This is a genomic window from Mycobacterium sp. (assembly GCF_965229105.1).
GTDB lineage: Bacteria > Actinomycetota > Actinomycetes > Mycobacteriales > Mycobacteriaceae > Mycobacterium.
The window spans coordinates 5,571,757-5,588,229 of the sequence record NZ_OZ245858.1; the positions used below are offsets into that span (position 1 = coordinate 5,571,757).

The 16,473-nt window shown below is 66.9% G+C and carries 17 protein-coding genes; 9 read left to right on the forward strand and 8 right to left on the reverse strand.

Features of this window, described 5'->3' with window-relative positions; genetic code table 11:
- Window positions 1–4: 4 nt before the first annotated feature.
- The 6 genes from ADBZ9O_RS26235 to ADBZ9O_RS26260 are packed head-to-tail and all read left to right on the forward strand — an operon-like array spanning window position 5 to window position 5,785.
- The gene (locus tag ADBZ9O_RS26235; protein ID WP_526533520.1) at window positions 5–1,429 is read left to right on the forward strand and encodes an MSMEG_0567/sll0787 family protein; all 1,425 of its coding nucleotides are present in this window, start codon (window positions 5–7) and stop codon (window positions 1,427–1,429) included.
- The gene (locus tag ADBZ9O_RS26240; protein WP_526526027.1) at window positions 1,426–2,322 is read left to right on the forward strand and encodes a carbon-nitrogen hydrolase family protein; all 897 of its coding nucleotides are present in this window, start codon (window positions 1,426–1,428) and stop codon (window positions 2,320–2,322) included. The genes ADBZ9O_RS26235 and ADBZ9O_RS26240 overlap by 4 nt, the downstream gene beginning before the upstream one ends.
- On the forward strand, window positions 2,315–2,611 hold the full coding sequence (locus ADBZ9O_RS26245) for an MSMEG_0570 family nitrogen starvation response protein (RefSeq protein WP_526526029.1): 297 nt from the start codon (window positions 2,315–2,317) through the stop codon (window positions 2,609–2,611). The genes ADBZ9O_RS26240 and ADBZ9O_RS26245 overlap by 8 nt, the downstream gene beginning before the upstream one ends.
- Window positions 2,608–3,867 carry an MSMEG_0569 family flavin-dependent oxidoreductase gene (locus ADBZ9O_RS26250; protein WP_526526030.1) on the forward strand — a complete coding sequence of 420 codons (1,260 nt, stop codon included), beginning with the start codon at window positions 2,608–2,610 and terminating at the stop codon, window positions 3,865–3,867. Before ADBZ9O_RS26245 ends, ADBZ9O_RS26250 begins: the two co-directional genes overlap by 4 nt.
- Before the next feature lie 11 nt (window positions 3,868–3,878).
- Window positions 3,879–4,700, forward strand: a complete 822-nt coding sequence (locus ADBZ9O_RS26255) for a carbon-nitrogen hydrolase family protein (protein WP_526526031.1) — start codon at window positions 3,879–3,881, stop codon at window positions 4,698–4,700.
- Complete coding sequence (locus ADBZ9O_RS26260; protein WP_526526032.1) at window positions 4,700–5,785, forward strand: MSMEG_0565 family glycosyltransferase; 1,086 nt, start codon at window positions 4,700–4,702, stop codon at window positions 5,783–5,785. The genes ADBZ9O_RS26255 and ADBZ9O_RS26260 overlap by 1 nt, the downstream gene beginning before the upstream one ends.
- Here the strand turns inward: ADBZ9O_RS26260 and ADBZ9O_RS26265 are convergent.
- Together ADBZ9O_RS26265 and ADBZ9O_RS26270 are read right to left on the reverse strand one after the other, a co-directional pair.
- Window positions 5,762–5,968: a hypothetical protein gene (locus ADBZ9O_RS26265; protein WP_526526034.1), complete on the reverse strand. Its 207-nt coding sequence runs from the start codon at window positions 5,966–5,968 to the stop codon at window positions 5,762–5,764. The two genes, ADBZ9O_RS26260 and ADBZ9O_RS26265, sit on opposite strands and share 24 nt — an antisense overlap.
- Before the next feature lie 32 nt (window positions 5,969–6,000).
- Window positions 6,001–6,930 carry an SAM-dependent methyltransferase gene (locus ADBZ9O_RS26270; RefSeq protein ID WP_526526036.1) on the reverse strand — a complete coding sequence of 310 codons (930 nt, stop codon included), beginning with the start codon at window positions 6,928–6,930 and terminating at the stop codon, window positions 6,001–6,003.
- An 83-nt stretch (window positions 6,931–7,013) separates the two neighbouring features.
- Here ADBZ9O_RS26270 and nei2 point away from each other — a divergent pair, with 83 nt between their 5' ends.
- Window positions 7,014–7,766 carry an endonuclease VIII Nei2 gene (gene nei2 / locus ADBZ9O_RS26275; RefSeq protein ID WP_526526038.1) on the forward strand — a complete coding sequence of 251 codons (753 nt, stop codon included), beginning with the start codon at window positions 7,014–7,016 and terminating at the stop codon, window positions 7,764–7,766.
- Window positions 7,767–7,847: 81 nt separating this feature from the next.
- Entirely contained in the window at window positions 7,848–8,336 is a 489-nt protein-coding gene (locus ADBZ9O_RS26280; protein ID WP_526526039.1) for a DUF2834 domain-containing protein, read from the forward strand.
- Here ADBZ9O_RS26280 and ADBZ9O_RS26285 read toward each other — a convergent pair.
- The 3 genes from ADBZ9O_RS26285 to ADBZ9O_RS26295 form a co-directional block, all read right to left on the reverse strand.
- On the reverse strand, window positions 8,323–9,210 hold the full coding sequence (locus ADBZ9O_RS26285; protein WP_526526041.1) for a pseudouridine synthase: 888 nt from the start codon (window positions 9,208–9,210) through the stop codon (window positions 8,323–8,325). The genes ADBZ9O_RS26280 and ADBZ9O_RS26285 overlap by 14 nt on opposite strands.
- Window positions 9,188–10,912 (reverse strand): glycerol-3-phosphate dehydrogenase/oxidase, encoded by a 1,725-nt coding sequence (locus ADBZ9O_RS26290; RefSeq protein WP_526526042.1) that lies wholly within the window; start codon window positions 10,910–10,912, stop codon window positions 9,188–9,190. Before ADBZ9O_RS26290 ends, ADBZ9O_RS26285 begins: the two co-directional genes overlap by 23 nt.
- 85 nt (window positions 10,913–10,997) lie before the next feature.
- Window positions 10,998–12,413 carry an NAD(P)H-quinone dehydrogenase gene (locus tag ADBZ9O_RS26295; RefSeq protein ID WP_526526043.1) on the reverse strand — a complete coding sequence of 472 codons (1,416 nt, stop codon included), beginning with the start codon at window positions 12,411–12,413 and terminating at the stop codon, window positions 10,998–11,000.
- 54 nt (window positions 12,414–12,467) lie between these two features.
- Between ADBZ9O_RS26295 and ADBZ9O_RS26300 the strand changes: the two genes are divergently transcribed.
- The gene (locus tag ADBZ9O_RS26300; protein ID WP_526526044.1) at window positions 12,468–12,941 is read left to right on the forward strand and encodes a gamma-glutamylcyclotransferase family protein; all 474 of its coding nucleotides are present in this window, start codon (window positions 12,468–12,470) and stop codon (window positions 12,939–12,941) included.
- On the opposite strand, the gene ADBZ9O_RS26305 is transcribed toward ADBZ9O_RS26300, so the two are convergent.
- From ADBZ9O_RS26305 to ADBZ9O_RS26315, 3 genes are all read right to left on the reverse strand, one after another.
- Window positions 12,938–13,945, reverse strand: a complete 1,008-nt coding sequence (locus tag ADBZ9O_RS26305) for a DUF2330 domain-containing protein (protein ID WP_526526045.1) — start codon at window positions 13,943–13,945, stop codon at window positions 12,938–12,940. The genes ADBZ9O_RS26300 and ADBZ9O_RS26305 overlap by 4 nt on opposite strands.
- A 157-nt stretch (window positions 13,946–14,102) precedes the next feature.
- Complete coding sequence (locus ADBZ9O_RS26310; RefSeq protein ID WP_526526047.1) at window positions 14,103–15,272, reverse strand: M20 family metallopeptidase; 1,170 nt, start codon at window positions 15,270–15,272, stop codon at window positions 14,103–14,105.
- Window positions 15,269–16,453, reverse strand: a complete 1,185-nt coding sequence (locus ADBZ9O_RS26315; RefSeq protein ID WP_526526049.1) for a M20 family metallopeptidase — start codon at window positions 16,451–16,453, stop codon at window positions 15,269–15,271. Before ADBZ9O_RS26315 ends, ADBZ9O_RS26310 begins: the two co-directional genes overlap by 4 nt.
- Window positions 16,454–16,473: the final 20 nt, after the last annotated feature.

Genomic DNA, 16,473 nt, shown 5'->3' on the forward strand with positions numbered 1-16,473 from the left:
GCTGATGTCCCTGCTGTCCGGTGAAACGGCGGCGCCGCAACAGGATTACCTGATCACCCCGGCCGATACCCAGCCCCATCGGATCGCCCAAGAGTATGCCGCACTACGTCACCACGTCTTCGTCGATACGCAGGGCCTGTTCGCGCGTACCGACGTCGATGACGCCGACGCCGACCCCGCCACCACCGTGCTCGTGGCAACCGATCCGGCAGGCACGCTACTCGGCGGGGTACGGCTGGCACCGGCCCACAGCCCGGATCTGGGCTGGTGGACCGGTAGCCGGCTGGTGCTCTCACCATCGGCACGGGGCACCGGCGTCGGGCGCGCCCTGGTGCGCGCCGCGTCGGCCTGGGCCGAAGCAAACGGTGTGCTGCGCTTCGACGCCACCGTCCAGCAGCGCTACCAACGGCTCTTCACCGCGCTGGGCTGGACTCCTCTGGGCGAGATTGACTTCGGCGGCGTGCCACACGCGCGGATGCAGTGGCCCATCGACCGCTTCGATCGCCAAGCTGCGGCGACCAAATCGATGCTTGCCGACGTGCTGGCCCCTATCAGTCGACAACCCCTCGGGCTGGGTCCGGCGCAGTTCCGTGGCGATGACGGCGTGCCCGTCGGCGACCCAGCAGCCGGGCTGATTGCGGCCTGCGATGCCATCATCCCGTCGATGGTGGCCCGCGATCCGGAATGGGCGGGCTGGTGCGGCGCGCTGGTCAACCTCAATGATCTGTCCGCCATGGGTGCCACTGCCACTGGACTGCTCGACGCGGTGGGGGCGCCGACTGCCTCCCAGGTGACCAGGATCATCCGCGGCCTGGCCGCCGCGAGCGCCGCCTGGGGGGTGCCGGTACTCGGCGGTCACACCCAGGTGGGCGTGCCTGCGGCGCTGTCGGTCACCGCACTCGGACACACCACCCACCCGATACCGGGTGGCGGCACCCGACCCGGTGACGCCCTGACTCTCACCGCCGACCTGGCCGGGTCCTGGCGCCCGGGATACACCGGTGCGCAGTGGGATTCGACCTCGGGTCGAGAATCCGCAGACCTACGTCACCTGGCCGGCATCGTCGGCCGCACCGCGCCGCACGGCGCCAAGGACGTCAGTATGGCCGGGTTCGTCGGCACGGTGGGCATGATGGCCGAGGCCAGCGGGGTCGGTGCCGAGATCACCGTCTGCGCGGTGCCCCGCCCCGAATCCGCGCGAGCCGCCGACTGGCTCGCCTGCTTCCCCGGCTTCGCCATGATCACCGCGGACACCCCGGGTCGCACCGTCACCGATCCCGGCCCCGCAACCACCAAGCCCTGCGGCTCTTTTCACACCCGCTCCGGCCAACAACCGCTGGTCACCTTGCACTGGCCCGACGGCGAAACCACCACAGCCATCGCCGGCACCGTCACCGGGCTGGCACCCACAGAACAGGATCTCTCGTGAGTACCACCACCATCTCGGTCGCCGCCGCAGAGTTCGGCCGCGACCTGGAACAATGCTTCACCACCATCGCCCGACTGATCGACGAGGCCAAGGCCCACGGCGCCCAGCTTCTCGTGCTACCGGAGGCCTGCCTCGGTGGTTATCTGCCCAGCCTCGGCGGTGGTGATGAAACCGAGGAGGAAAAGGAGCGTCGGCGCCAGGCGCTGCCGCCGGCGTTCGCCCTCGACGCACCGGAGTTCACCAGGCTGCGCTCGATGGCAGGCGATCTGGTGCTCACTCTCGGATTCTGTGAGGCCGACGGCGAGGATCGCTACAACGCCGCGGTCACCCTCACCGGCGACGCGATCCTGGGCGCCTACCGCAAGGTGCACCAGCCACTGGGCGAAAACCTCTGCTACAAAGCCGGTTCCAGCTATCAGGCGTTCGACACGCCGGTGGGCCGGATGGGCATGCAGATCTGTTACGACAAGGGTTTCCCGGAGGCCGCGCGGGCGCTGGCACTCGACGGCGCGGAGATCATCGCCTCTATCTCTGCGTGGCCGACCGCACGTACGGCCACCGTGCCCAACCTGGAAGACGACCGGTGGAAGCACCGTTTCGATATTTACGATCAGGCCAGGGCTTTGGAGAATCAGGTGGTCTGGGTGGCCGCCAATCAGGCGGGTACGTTCGGGTCACTGCGGTTCGTCTGCAGCGCCAAGATTGTCGGGCCCGGCGGCGAGATCCTGGCCAGCACCGGGGTGGAGCCCGGCCTGGCCACCGCCACCATCGATATCGAGGAGCGCATCGGGATGGCCCGCGGCGGCGGCATGTACAACCTGCGCGATCGCAGACCCGATGTGTACCAGAGCTTTCTGTTCTCCGATACCTACCAGGTGACCGCACATGCCTGAGATGACCTTCACCGTGCGCTGGCCCGATGGGGCCACGCAGGACTGCTACTCACCGTCCCTGGTCATGCACGACTACCTCTGCGACGCAGCAAGTTATCCGCTGGCGGACTTCATGTCCCGCGCGGTGACCGCCCTGACCCAGGCCAGTGAACGCGTCAAGGCGAAGTACGGCATGTACTGCAGCTCCGCGACCGCACAGATCGATGCGCTGCAACAGACCAGCAGTCGCTACGTAGCCGGGGATGTCACCGTGCTGGCGATGACACCAGGACGGGAGGGCCTGGGATGAGCGAACGTTCACCTGAACATCACCCGGTCATCGTGATTGGCGCCGGGCAGGCGGGTCTGTCGATGAGCTGGTATCTCACCAGCGCCGGTATCGACCACATTGTCCTGGAACGTGATTCGATCGGACAGGACTGGCGTAACCGCCGCTGGGACAACTTCACCCTGGTCACCCCGAACTGGCAGTGCGATCTACCCGGCTTTCCTTACGACCGCGGCGATCCGCACGGTTTCATGACACGCGACGAGGTGTACCGCTTCGTTTCGGACTACGCCGCGTCCTTTGCGGCACCGGTTCGGGAGGGGGTGGACGTCACCAGCCTGCTGCAGGCACCCGGCGGCGGCTTCGACCTGATCACCTCGGCCGGGCCGATGCAGGCCGATCAAGTGGTCGTCGCTACCGGCGGATACCAGAAACCGCGGCTACCGAGAATGGCAGAACGGCTATCCCCCAGCCTCTTTCAACTGCACTCCGCTGACTATCGCGGATCGCATCAGCTGCCGGACGGTAAGGTGCTGATCGTCGGCAGCGGCCAGTCCGGGGCGCAGATCGCCGAGGATCTCCACCTTGAGGGTCGTGAGGTGCATCTGGTCACCGGATCGGCTCCACGCTGCGCCCGCTTCTACCGCGGCCGTGACTGCGTGGCCTGGCTCGCGGAAATGGGCACCTACGATGTGCCGATCGACGCCCAAACCGGCGGTGTTGCCAAGCGGGAGAACACCAATCACTATATGACGGGTCGCGGCGGTGGCCGTGATATCGATCTGCGCGCCTTTGCCGTGCAGGGAATGAAACTCTACGGCCGCCTGACCGAGGCCGACGGTACCTGCATGACGTTCGCTCCGACGCTGGCACGCAACCTCGATTCCGCGGACGCCGTCGCCGAGGGCATCAAAGACATGATCGACACCTACATCGACCGCGAGGGTATCGACGCACCGACAGAGGAGCGCTACGTTCCGGTCTGGCGCCCCGCGCAGGAGCCGCGGTCCCTGGACCTGACCGCCGCCGGCATCACGTCGGTGCTGTGGTGCGTCGGATTCGCCACCGACTACGCCTGGCTGCGCGCCTCGGTATTCGACGGTGAGGGTCACGTCTGCCACCACCGCGGGGTCACCGGAGTCGACGGCCTGTACTTCCTCGGGCTGCCGTGGCTGCACACCTGGGGTTCCGGCCGGTTCGCCTCGGTGGGTCGCGACGCCGAGCATCTGCATACGCACATCGTCGCGGCCGCGGTGCGAAAGACCCGCGCGGCATGAAGATCGCTGCGATGGCAGCTCATTTCGGCCGCGATATCGAGCGGTCGATGGAGAAGCTGGGCGGCATCATCGACCGGTTACGTCAGGAGCAGATCGACCTCCTGGTGCTACCGGACGCCACCTTGGGCGGTTATATCGGCAGCCTGTCCAATCCGTCACCCGGCGAGCGCCCACCCGCGCTGGACCCTGACGGTCCCGAACTGCGATCGCTGTGTGCGATGTCGGGACCGATGACGGTGTGCGTGGGTTACGCCGAGCAAGGTGACGGTGGCCAGATCTACAACGCCGCCGCGTGCCTGTCCGGCGATGGCATCCTCGGCAGGCACCGCAAAGTGCACCAACCCGCGCAGGAAAGCCTGATCTACGCCGCCGGTGAGCGATTCGAACCGTTCGACACCCCGGTCGGACGGATCGGGATGCTGATCGACTACGACAAGACCTTCCCGGAATCGGCCCGCACCCTGGCGCTCGGCGGGGCGCAGATCATCGCCGCGCTGTCAGCCTGGCCGGCCAGTATCACCGATCGCGCGGCGCGCATGCCAAATGACCGGCAGGCCCGGCTGTTTGACCTGTATGACATGGCCCGCGCCGCAGAGAACCAGGTGGTGCTGGCGTCGTCGAACCTCACCGGCATCACCGGCACGTTGCGTTTCCTCGGCCAGGCCAAGATCGTCGACCCCGGCGGCAACGTCGTGGCGAAGACGTGGTCTAAGGGTGGACTGGCCGTTGCCGACATCGATGTCGCTGCCGAGATCGACCGCGCCCGGGCAGTTCTGAACCATCTGCGGGAACGACAGACAGTTTCCTACCACCCGAGCCTGGCCGGGCAGTGATGCGGATCGCGCTGCTGACGTATTCGACCAAACCGCGCGGCGGGGTGGTGCATACCCTCGCGCTCGCCGAAGCACTGGCGCGCGCAGGTCAGGATGTCACCGTCTGGACGCTGGGCCGCGGCGGCGACACCACGTTCTACCGCCGGGTCGACCCCGCGGTGCACGTCGTCGCGGTGCCGTTTCCGCCGCTCGACGGCGAGGGTGTCGGGCCGCGGATCTTGCGCTCAATCCATCTGCTGGGCAAAGCTTTTACCGAGCGAGCCGATTCCTACGATATCGTCCACGCGCAGGACTGCATCAGTGCCAATGCGGTCAGCAGATGCATCCGCACCGTGCACCATCTCGATACGTTCACCACGCCGGAGCTCGCGCGTTGCCATGAACGCGCGATCGTTGCGCCCTATGCCAGGATCTGTGTCTCGGCCGCTGTTGCGCGCGAGGTAACCCAAGGGTGGGGTTATCACCCGGTTGTCATCCCGAATGGTGTTGATTGGCAACGGTTCTCCACTGCCGACGGTGAGCCGTGGCGGGCCCGACTGGGACGGTACGTGCTTGCCGTCGGCGGTATCGAGCCCCGGAAGGGCAGTATCGACCTGCTGGAGGCCTACGGCTTGTTGGGCCGCCAGCAGGTCTCCCTGGTGTTCGCCGGCGGGGAAACTCTTTTCGACTACCGCGACTATCGAGCCGACTTCGACGCCAGAGCCCGCGAACTGGGTGTGCACCCGATCATGCTCGGCACCGTCGACGATACGGAGATGCCCGCCTTGGTGGCCGGTGCAGCGGCCCTGCCCTTCGTCTCCACCAAGGAAGGCTTCGGTCTGGCCGCCATGGAGGCCCTTGCCGCGGGGGTACCGGTCGTGGCGCGTGACCTACCGGTGCTGCGTGAGGTGTTCCGCGATCAAGTGGAGTACGCCAGCGACCCACCCTCGATCGCCACCGCGTTGCGGGCCGCACTGGACGGCGAGTTCACCTACCGCCGTGAATCAGCAGCGGCCCTGGCCCGCTCATACAGCTGGGATGCCGCCGCGGCAGCGCATATCGCGTTCTACCAACAGGTCGGGTCACTCGGTCTCGGCGCGCTCTGACGCTCGACGAACCCCGTCGCGGATCTCGAACAGATCCGTGGCCACACCGCCGATGGCCCCGGCGACATCTTTGACAGCGGTCGTGATGATCGAGGCCACCTCGCCAACCGCCGACGATACCGACTCGACGGTCTCCTGCAACGCGTCCTTGCCGATTTCTGTCTTGCTCAGCCGTTCATCCATCGGCTCATTCTGGTCGGTCGGAGCTGCGATTGCTAGCCCGTCAGCGTCGAGGTGTAGTAGATGACGCTGCTCATGGTCGGCTGGTCGTCGGCGGCTTCCGGGATCCCGTCGAAGCCGTTGGCCGCCAAGAGCTCTCCCATGGGGGTACCGGCCGAGGTCCAGCCGCGCGCATCGAGGTACTCGCCCACATCGTGGCGTTCGCCGTCGAAACCGAGCTCACTGAAGTCCAGGTCGAACCCGTGACTACGCCACTTCTCGGTCGCCTCCCGCATCTTCTCGCGTGCCTCATCGAGGTTGAAGTGGGGATTGTTGGGCACCGCCTCAGTCGCGATCCGGCTACCGGGCGCGCCCAGCTCGGTCACGGCGTCCAGCAACCGGTCCTGCGCTTCTGGCGGTAGGTAGCCGAACAGTCCTTCGGCAATCCACGCCGACGGCTTGGCCGGGTCGAATCCTGCATTCTTCAAGGCGGCGGGCCAGTCGTTGCGCAGATCGATCGCCACCGTGTGGACGTCGGCCGTCGGCGTGGCACCCAGGCCGGCCAGGGTGGTCTGCTTGAAGGCGATCACCTCGGGCTGGTCGATTTCGAAGACCGCCATGCCGGCCGGCCATTGCAGCCGGTAGGAGCGCGCATCCAACCCGGACGCGAGGATCACGGCCTGCCGGATGCCTGCTGCGGCAGCATCGGCGAAGAACTGGTCGAAGTACCGCGTTCGCGCCGCCATCGCGGCGGGCATCTGGGCCAGCCCGAAAGCCGAGCCCTCGACATCGAGGTCCACCCCAGCCAGCTCACCGTTGGCCCACTTCGTCAGGAAATCAACGCCAACAGCGCGAACCAGGGGCTCGGCGAACGGATCATCGATGACCTCGTCCTTGGTGGCGATCGCTCGGGCGGCGGCCACCATGGTCGCCGTGGCGCCCACGCTCGATGCCAGGTCCCAGGTGTCGTCGTTGGTCCGTGCCACGTAACTCTCCTCAGCTCGTCGTTGTACTTAGCTCATATAACGACTGCTGCCCCTCCAGAGTTCCCGAAGGTAGCGTCGTACTCATGCCCGAAGGCGATACCGTCTTCCGCACCGCGGAGAAGCTGCGCACCGCGTTGGTGGGCAAGACGCTCACCCGATGCGATGTGCGCGTCCCGCGCTACGCCACTGTCGATCTGACCGGCGAGGTGGTCGACGAGGTACTCAGCCGCGGTAAGCACCTCTTCATTCGAGTGGGCCCGGCCAGCATCCATTCACATCTGTTGATGGACGGCAGCTGGCAGACCGGTTCGCTGCGAGTTCCCCAGCACACCGTGCGGATCATCCTGGAGACTGCCGATTCCCGGGCGGCCGGCGTTGACCTGGGCGTGCTGGAGATCCTCGACCGCAACCTGGACATGGATGCGGTCGCACACCTCGGTCCCGATCTGCTCGGCGGCGATTGGTCAGCCGACGTCGCGGCGCAGAACCTGATGGCCGACCCTGACCGTCAGCTGGCCGAGACCTTGCTCGATCAGCGGGTGATGGCCGGTGTCGGCAACGTCTTCGCCAACGAGCTGTGCTTCATCGTCGGACTGCGCCCCACCACCGCCGTCGCCGAAGTGGCAAACCCGCTGCGACTGGTCACCCGCGCGCAGCAGATGTTGTGGGCCAATCGATCTCGGGTCAACCGGACCACCACCGGGGACACCAAACCGGGCCGCGAACTATGGGTCTACGGCCGGGCGCCCAAACCCTGCCGACGCTGCGGCACACCCATCGCGACCGATAAGGGCGGCGACCGCGTGACCTATTGGTGCCCCGCCTGTCAGCGCTGACCGGCCTGCCGACAAGCGCGAAGACGACGAGTTTTGTCAAAAGTGACAAAACATATGTCCGGTCGACGCATACTGCCAGCCATGATTTCCTTGATCGTCCATGCCGTTCTCGGAGTAGTGACCGCCGTCTGGATTGTCCGCTCGAATCCACACATCTTCGCCAAACCTGCCACCGGGCCGATGTTCTCGGGGCTGGAGATTGTCTATCTGCTGACCGGGCTGCTGGTGATCCCGATCTGCTGGTATTTCAACTACCAGTTCGTCCTGGAATACAAGACGGGTGCGGACAACCCGATCTGGGGCCCGGGCAGTTGGCAGCAGTTCATCGTCCTGGGTTACGACAACCCGGCGGCCGCCTCGGCCAGCGTCGATTACACGGTGATCAGCCTGATCCTGGTGCCGGTGTTCACCATCGTCGACGGAATGCGCCGCGGTATCCGTCGCCCATGGCTGTTCTTCGGGTTCATCCTGTTCGCCACCAGCGCCAGCGCTTTCGCGTGGTACTTCGCGGTCGCCGAGCGGCAGCACCGCCATCAGCAGTCACAGGTCGGCAGCCTCAGTCACCTCTGAGGGAACGCCCGCTGACGAACCGATGCCGCGCTCCGCTCATCGGATCGTCGAACTCCAGGGTGTGTGCCAGCAATTGCAGAGGTGCGCTGAAGTCATCGGCGGCAACGTCTTTCACCACCGGATACCACGGGTCGTTGACGATCGGGGCACCGATGGAGTTCATGTGCACCCGTAGCTGATGGATCCGGCCGGTACGGGGCGTCAGCCGAAAGCGGCCACCGCCGAGGTGCTCGATCTCGGTTACCGCGTTGCACTCCCCCGGCTCCGCCGGCACTTCCACTGCCTGCAGTACATCGCGATGTTTGACGATCCGGTTGCGCACCACCTCGGGTATCTGTGCCGGAATACGCTGCGCCACTGCGAGATAGGTTTTGTGCACCTCCCTGCGCGCGAACAGCGTCTGATACCGGCCGCGCACCTCGCGCCGCGTGGTGAACAGCAAAACGCCGGCCGTCAACCGGTCCAGGCGGTGCGCCGGACTCAGCTCGGGTATTTCCAGTGCGCGTCGCAGCAGGACCACCGCGGTCTGCACGACATGCCTGCCCCGCGGCATGGTCGCCAGGAAATGCGGTTTGTCCACCACCACGATGTCGTCGTCGCGGTAGAGGATCGGGATGTCGAACGGGACCACAACCTCGTCGGGCAGATCGCGGTACAGGTAAACGTGGCTCCCCTCGGCCAGCACCGTCGTCGCATCGACGATCGTCCCATCAGCGCAAAGCACTTCCCCGGCAAGCACTTTCGCACCGGCCTCCGAGCCGAACCGGTCGGTGAGTTCGGTCAGCACCGGCCCACCGTGCAGGCGCACCCGCGCCGGGCCGACACCGTCGCGGTCCGGCAGCGGAGATTGTCTACGTGAGCGGGACCGGCTCAAGGATTTCCGCGCGCGCTTCCGGAGCGGCGGCGCGCAGGGCGTCGGCCGAACCGTCGTCGGGCTGAGTCTGCGACAGCACCTCGGCCTCGACTCGCGCGGTGTAGGTGGCCACCTCGCGGTCGACGTCCTCTGCACTCCAACCCAGCACCGGCGCGACGATCTGCGCCACCTCGCGGGCGCAGTCCACGCCGCGGTGCGGATATTCGATCGAGATCCGCATCCGGCGGGCCAGAATGTCCTCCAGGTGCAGAGCCCCCTCGGCGGCCGCCGCGTACAGCGCCTCCACCTTGAGATAGACCGGGGCGTCGGTGATCGGCGTCAACAATTCTGGCCGATCTACCGCCATTGCCAACACCTCGTCGATCGCAGACCCGTAGCGGTCCAACAGATGCCGGACCCGGTACGGGTGCAGGCCATAGGTGGTGCCGACCCGTTCAGTCTGGTTGATCAGGGCGAAATAGCCATCGGCACCCACCAGCGGCACCTTTTCGGTGATCGACGGTGCCACCCGGGTCGGAACGAATTCGGCAGCCGCATCGATCGCATCGGCCGCCATCACCCGGTAGGTGGTGTATTTGCCGCCGGCGATCGCCACCAGGCCTGGTGACGGCGAAGCGACCGCGTGCTCACGCGACAGTTTGGAGGTCTCCTCGCTCTCACCGGCCAGCAGTGGACGCAGGCCGGCGTACACACCGTCGATATCGTCATGCGTCAGCGGATTGGCCAACACCGTGTTGACGTGTTGGAGGATGTAATCGATATCGGCCTTGGTGGCCGCGGGATGCGCCAGATCCAGATTCCAGTCGGTATCGGTGGTGCCGATGATCCAGTGTGTCCCCCAAGGGATCACGAAAAGCACCGACTTCTCGGTGCGCAGGATGATCGCGACCTCGCTGACGATCCGGTCGCGGGGCACCACGACGTGCACACCCTTGGACGCGCGCACCCGGAAACGCCCGCGTTGATGCGACAGCGCCTGGATTTCATCGGTCCACACACCGGTTGCGTTGACCACCACATGGCCGCGCACCTCGGTGACCGAACCGTCCTCCGAATCGCGGACCTGCACCCCGACGACGCGATCGCCCTCGCGCAGCAGCGCCACCACCTGGGTGGAGGACCGCACCACCGCGCCATAGTGGGCGGCCGTGCGCGCGACGGTCATGGTGTGCCTGGCGTCGTCGACGACGGTGTCGTAGTAGCGGATCCCGCCGATCAGGGCGTTCCGCTTGAGGCTGGGCGCCAGCCGCAGTGCGCCATGCTTGGTCAGATGTTTCTGCGCCGGAACGGATTTCGCGCCACCGAGCTGGTCGTAGAGGAAGATGCCTGCCCCGATGTAGGGCCGCTCCCACACCCGTTTGGTCAGCGGGAACAGGAAGGGCAACGGCTTGACCAGATGGGGGGCCAGCGTCGTCAGGGATAGCTCGCGTTCGTGCAGCGCCTCACGCACCAGCCCGAATTCCAGCTGCTCCAGATAGCGCAGTCCACCGTGGAACATCTTCGATGACCGGCTCGAGGTACCCGAGGCGAAGTCCCGCGCCTCGACCAGGGCCACCTTCAGACCGCGGGTGGCGGCGTCCAGGGCGCTGCCGGCGCCGACCACCCCGCCGCCGATCACGACGACATCGAACTGTTCGCTACCGAGGCGAGCCCAGGCCTGGGCTCGCTGTTGTGGGCTCAGGAAGGAAGCCGACTCGTTCACGCGCACTCCTGTCGTTACTTGTCAGTTCGTTCCCACGCTACGTGTGTGCGGCCCTGGGTGTGGCTCACCGCGGCTTCCCTAGCCGTCAGTCGAGGTCGTCGTGCGCTACCAGCCGCCGGGCCGCCTCGATGACCGAACCCGACAGTGAGGGGTACACCGACAACGTCTGGGCCAGGTCACGCACGGTGAGGTGATTCTGGACGGCGAGCGCGATCGGCAGGATCAGCTCGGAGGCGATAGGCGCGACCACCACGCCGCCGATCACCACACCGGTGGCAGGTCGGCAGAAGATCTTGACGAAACCGCGGCGCAGCAGCGACATCTTGGCCCTGGCATTGGTGGTCAGCGGCAACATCAGCGTGCGGGCCGGTACCGATCCATTGTCGATGGCGTTCTGCGAGATGCCGACCGCCGCGATCTCGGGCCGGGTGAAGACGGCGGCAGCGACGGTACGCAGCCGGATCGGGGTCACCTCGTCGCCCAGTGCGTGATACATCGCGATCCGGCCCTGCATGGCCGCGACCGATGCCAACGGCAACAACCCGGTGCAGTCACCCGCGGCGTAGATACCGGACGCAGTGGTCCGCGACACCCGGTCCACCGGCAGGTAGCCACCGGGTTTCAGCTCGATACCCACCCGCTCCAGGCCGAGCCCGCCGGTGTTGGGGACCGACCCGACCGTCATCAGCGCGTGGCTGCCCGTCACGGTGCGGCCGTCAGCGAGCTCGACCAGCACGCCGTCATCGGTACGGGTGACTTTGTCGGCGCGCGCATTCTTGACCAGCTTGACGCCGCGCTCAGCCAACGCCTCCTCCAGCACGGCCGCGGCGTCGCTGTCCTCGTGGGGCAGGATCTGGTCCCGGCTGGCCACCACGGTGACGTTCACGCCGAGTTCGGTGTAGGCATTGCAGAATTCGGCCCCGGTCACCCCCGAGCCGACGATCACCAGGTGCGTGGGCAGTTCGGTCAGGTCGTAGAGCTGCCGCCACGTCAGGATGCGCTCGCCGTCGGGCACCGCATGTGGCAGCACCCTGGGTCGGGCACCGGTCGCGATCAACACGACGTCGGCCTTGAGCACGCCGACCTTGCCATCGGGGGTGGTGACCTTCACCCGGTGATGCGCCATCCCGGCGATATCGTCGACGAGCTCGCCGCGGCCGCGAACCACCGTGACACCTTCACGCACCAACTGCGAGCCGATATCCGCGGACTGCGAGACCGCGAGCGTCTTCACCCGGTTATGGATCTGCGGCAAGGTGATCTTGGCGTCATCGATGGAGATGTCGAACCCCAGCCCCGATGCGCGACGGAGTTCGGTGCGGACACCGGTGGAGGCGATGAACGTCTTCGACGGCACGCAGTCGAACAGGACGCAGGCCCCTCCGACCCCGTTGTCCTCGATGACAGTTATCTGGGCGGCCTCTCGGCCGTGGGATGCGGCGACGAGCGCGGCCTCATAGCCGGCAGGTCCGCCACCGATGATCACGATGCGGGCTGGCACGGCTCATAACCTAGTCAACAACCGGCGCTCGGGCTTACGTCTAAGCTTTTCCCCGTGCCGATCTACGCCGCCTACGGGTCGAACATGCATCCAGAGCAGATGCTCCAGCGGGCACCCCACTCTCCGATGGCCGGAACCGGCTGGTTGCACGGTTGGCGACTGACCTTCGGCGGCGAAGACATCGGCTGGGAAGGCGCGCTGGCCACCGTCGTCGAGGACCCCGACTCGAAGGTTTTCGTCGTGCTCTACGACATGACTCCCGCCGACGAGAGCAACCTGGACCGCTGGGAAGGTTCTGAGTTCGGCGTACACAAGAAGATCCGGTGCCGGGTGCACCGCGAATCATCGGACACCACAACCGATCCCGTACTGGCCTGGCTATACGTGCTGGACGCCTGGGAGGGCGGCATTCCCTCGGCTCGCTACCTCGGGGTGATGGCCGAAGCCGCGGAAATCGCAGGCGCACCCGGGGAGTATGTGCACGATCTGCGGACCCGCCCGGCCCGCAATATCGGCCCTGGCACCTAGCCGACGGGGCAGGCGGTGGCCCGCATCCCCCTGCGACGGCCCAGCAGTATCGCGAATATCACAACGATTCCCAGCAGGCCGACGGCCGCCGCGCCACCGATCACCACGTATGGCGTGACGTCGCGGTACTCGTGCCGGTAGAGCAACCGCTGAAAAGGTGTGTCGTCGAGTGCCGGGATGAACTCGAAATCGGAGGTGATCGTGGCGGGCTCGCCGATCAGCACCGAGGTGCGGGTCAGGTAATCACCGTTGCCGGACAGCTCGACCAGCGTGGGATCGGCCGTGCGACCGGCGAGGTGTCCGGCGTAGTCGATCTGCACGGGCTGGGCGGCGGCATCGGCGTCACCGCGCTGCATCCGGTGCTGGCCGAGGGTGTAGATCACGACGCGTTGCGGGCCGCTCGCCTGCGCCGACATCCGCATCGGGTACACCAGCCGATCAGAGCCGAAGACGAGCTTGACGGGATCGAGGTCGCCGTTGAGCGGCGCGGGACCGGTCAACCGCATCGCGACCACGGCCCACCCCTCGCGTAGATAGGGGTCAAGGCCTGCCGCGATCTCCGCGCGTAGCGCGTATCCGTTGGCCTGTAGCCAGTCGCGCACCCCCGTTACCCCGCCGCCGGCCAGCGTCGTCGCCTCCAGCGGCCCCACCTGGACCCGGCGGACCACGGTCGGGCCCGCGCCCATCCCGGTCGGGGCGCCCCCGGCCGCCTCGTCAAGGGCTGCCCCGTCGCCCCAGGTCCAGTGCTGCACGGTCTCGATCCTCGGGGCGCTCGCCGTCGCCAGTTCGGCGAAGAACTCCGGGCCCGCCGCGGTGACCGTTGCGGGGGTCGGGGTGGGGATGACCAGGGCGGCGTTATCGGCGGTCGACTCCAGGTTGAGCCGCATCACGATGGTCTCGACAGTGCCGTCGGTGGTGACCAGGGCCATCTCGTCGGCGACGCGGGCATCGACGTCGGGACTGACGACACCGCCGCACGCACACGCCGACGCGACGTCAGGCATTCCCACTCCAGGCATTCCTACGAAGGCGGCCGCCAATGCCGCGACCACTAGCGACCTGACCCACCGCATCGCGGACCCCCATCGAGATAGAACTCAGCGCGCAAAACTACGAGTGAACCTCGCAGTGAGTTCTATCTCAACGTGCTATCTCAACGTGCTAGTACTGCGCGGACTGCTCGACGATATTGAGCATCACCCGGATACCGACGCCGAGTGCTCGCTCGTCGAGGTCGAAGGTGGGCTGATGGAGATCGAGCTGCGGGCCCTGACCACTCCATACGCCCAGGCGCGCCATCGCGCCGGGCACCTCTTCGAGATACCAGGAGAAATCCTCGCCACCGCCGGACTGCCGGGTATCGGCCAACGCCTCAGGCCCGACGGCTTCGATCGCGTGGGTCATGATGCGTGTCGAGCTCTCTTCGTTGACCACCGGCGGCACGCCGCGGCGGTAGTTCAGCGAATGCTCGATGTGCAGCGGCGCCAGCAGGCCCGACACCGTCTCGGTGACCAGGCCTTCGAGCTCAACCCAGGTCTCGCGGCTGGCGGTGCGAATAGTGCCTGCCAGGGTGCCGGTCTGCGGGATGGCGTTGGCCGCCACCCCGGCGTTGACCGCACCCCACACCATCACCGTGCTGTGTCGCGGATCGATCCGCCGTGACAGCACCCCGGGCAGCCCCGTGATCAGCGTGCCCAGACCGTAGACCAGATCACCGGTCAAATGCGGGCGCGATGTGTGGCCGCCCGCCGAATACAGCGTGACCTCCATGGAGTCGGCGGCCGATGTGATCGGCCCCGGTGTGATCGCGACCTTGCCGACGGCCAGTCGCGGGTCGCAGTGCAACGCGAAGATGCGCGACACCCCGGTCAGCACCCCGGCGGCGATCGCGTCGATCGCCCCGCCGGGCATCAGCTCCTCGGCCGCCTGAAAAATCAACCGGACCGAGACCGGGAGTTCCGGCAGGGAAGCCAGCGCCAGGCCGGTGCCGAGCAGGACCGCGGTATGCGCGTCATGCCCGCAGGCGTGGGCCACGTTCGGCACCGTCGACGTATACGGCGCGCCGGTACGTTCGGCCATCGGGAGCGCATCCATATCAGCGCGCAGGGCGATCCGCGGTAGGTGCTCGGGTCCGATATCGCAGGTCAGACCGGTTCCGCCGGGGAGCACCTTCGGGTTGAGCCCGGCTTCGGCCAACCGCTCGGCGACGTACTGCGTGGTGGCGAATTCCTGTCGGCCCAGTTCGGGATGGCGGTGGATATGCCTGCGCCAGGTGACGACGTCGTCGTAGTTGCTGGCCAGCCAGGACTCGGCGCGGTCGGTCATCGTCATGCGCGCACCCGCTGCGCCTGGGCCGCCAGCACCCGATCGCGCTGCACCGGCGTCTCTGCCAGCGCCACGACCGTGCGCGCCAGCATGATGGCGCCGTCGACGACGGCCTGGTCACCGCTGGGACCGCCGGCCGCCGCGGTGAATGCGGGCTGGTGCACCGACGCCCCGCCTGCCTGCACCCCGATGAGCGGATGAATCCCCGGCAGCAGCTGTGTGACATTGCCCATATCTGTGCTGCCCAACGGCAAGGACGCCTCCATCTCCTTGGGCACCGGGGTGCGCCCGAGACGCTCCATCTCGGCGCGGAACACGTCGGCGAGCCAGGCGTCCGGAATCAGTTCCTCATAGATCGGCGAGGCCTCGGTGACGTCGTAGTCGCAGCCGGTGCCGAGCGCGCCGGCCAGGAAACACCCGCTCATCCGGTCTTCGAGCCCGTGCAACGACGACGAGTCGGTCGCCCGCATGGTGTATTGCATTGCGGCGTATGCCGGGATCACGTTGGACGCCTGCCCACCGTCGGTGACGATGCCGTGCATCATCTGTCCCGGCGCCAGATGCTGACGCAACAGCCCGATCGCCACCTGCGCGACGGTGACGGCGTCAGCGGCGTTGATACCGAGATACGGCGCGACCGCGGCATGCGATTCTCGGCCGCGGTAGCTGACGTTGACCTCCGACAGCGCCAGGGACCGCGCGGCGGCGATATCGACGGGGCCGGGATGCACCATGGCGGCGACGGTGAGGTCGTCGAAAACACCGGCCCGCAACATCAGGACTTTCCCGCCGCCGGCCTCCTCGGCGGGTGTACCGAGCAGCACGACGGTGAGCCCGAGTTCATCGGCCACGTCGGCCAGCGCGAGGGCGGCTCCGACGGCGGAGGCCGCAATGATGTTGTGCCCGCACGCATGTCCGATGCCAGGTAGCGCGTCGTACTCCGCGCAGAGCCCGATGACCAGCGGCCCGCTCCCATATGTCGCGCGGAAGGCGGTATCCAGACCGCCCGGCGCCGCAGTCATCTCGAAGCCGCGCTCAGCGGCCAGCGTCTGGGTCTTGGCACAACTGCGGTATTCAGCGAACGCCAGCTCTGGTTCGGCGTGAATCGAGTGCGAGAGCTCCACCAGGTCGCCGCGGAGGCGAAGGACGACGTCCTCGACACTGTTCAACGCGGTGGCTGTGGGCATCACAGCAGTATCGCACCAGA

Excerpts from the sequence above, each read along its gene's own strand:
- ADBZ9O_RS26235 (WP_526533520.1), top strand. The coding sequence starts at position 5 with ATGTCCCTGCTGTCCGGTGAAACGGCGGCGCCGCAACAGGATTACCTG.
- ADBZ9O_RS26245 (WP_526526029.1), top strand. The coding sequence starts at position 2,315 with ATGCCTGAGATGACCTTCACCGTGCGCTGGCCCGATGGGGCCACGCAG.
- ADBZ9O_RS26250 (WP_526526030.1), top strand. The coding sequence starts at position 2,608 with ATGAGCGAACGTTCACCTGAACATCACCCGGTCATCGTGATTGGCGCC.
- ADBZ9O_RS26255 (WP_526526031.1), top strand. The coding sequence starts at position 3,879 with ATGGCAGCTCATTTCGGCCGCGATATCGAGCGGTCGATGGAGAAGCTG.
- ADBZ9O_RS26260 (WP_526526032.1), top strand. The coding sequence starts at position 4,700 with ATGCGGATCGCGCTGCTGACGTATTCGACCAAACCGCGCGGCGGGGTG.
- ADBZ9O_RS26265 (WP_526526034.1), bottom strand. The coding sequence starts at position 5,968 with ATGGATGAACGGCTGAGCAAGACAGAAATCGGCAAGGACGCGTTGCAG.
- nei2 (WP_526526038.1), top strand. The coding sequence starts at position 7,014 with ATGCCCGAAGGCGATACCGTCTTCCGCACCGCGGAGAAGCTGCGCACC.
- ADBZ9O_RS26280 (WP_526526039.1), top strand. The coding sequence starts at position 7,848 with ATGATTTCCTTGATCGTCCATGCCGTTCTCGGAGTAGTGACCGCCGTC.
- ADBZ9O_RS26305 (WP_526526045.1), bottom strand. The coding sequence starts at position 13,945 with ATGCCTGACGTCGCGTCGGCGTGTGCGTGCGGCGGTGTCGTCAGTCCC.
- ADBZ9O_RS26310 (WP_526526047.1), bottom strand. The coding sequence starts at position 15,272 with ATGACGATGACCGACCGCGCCGAGTCCTGGCTGGCCAGCAACTACGAC.
- ADBZ9O_RS26315 (WP_526526049.1), bottom strand. The coding sequence starts at position 16,453 with ATGCCCACAGCCACCGCGTTGAACAGTGTCGAGGACGTCGTCCTTCGC.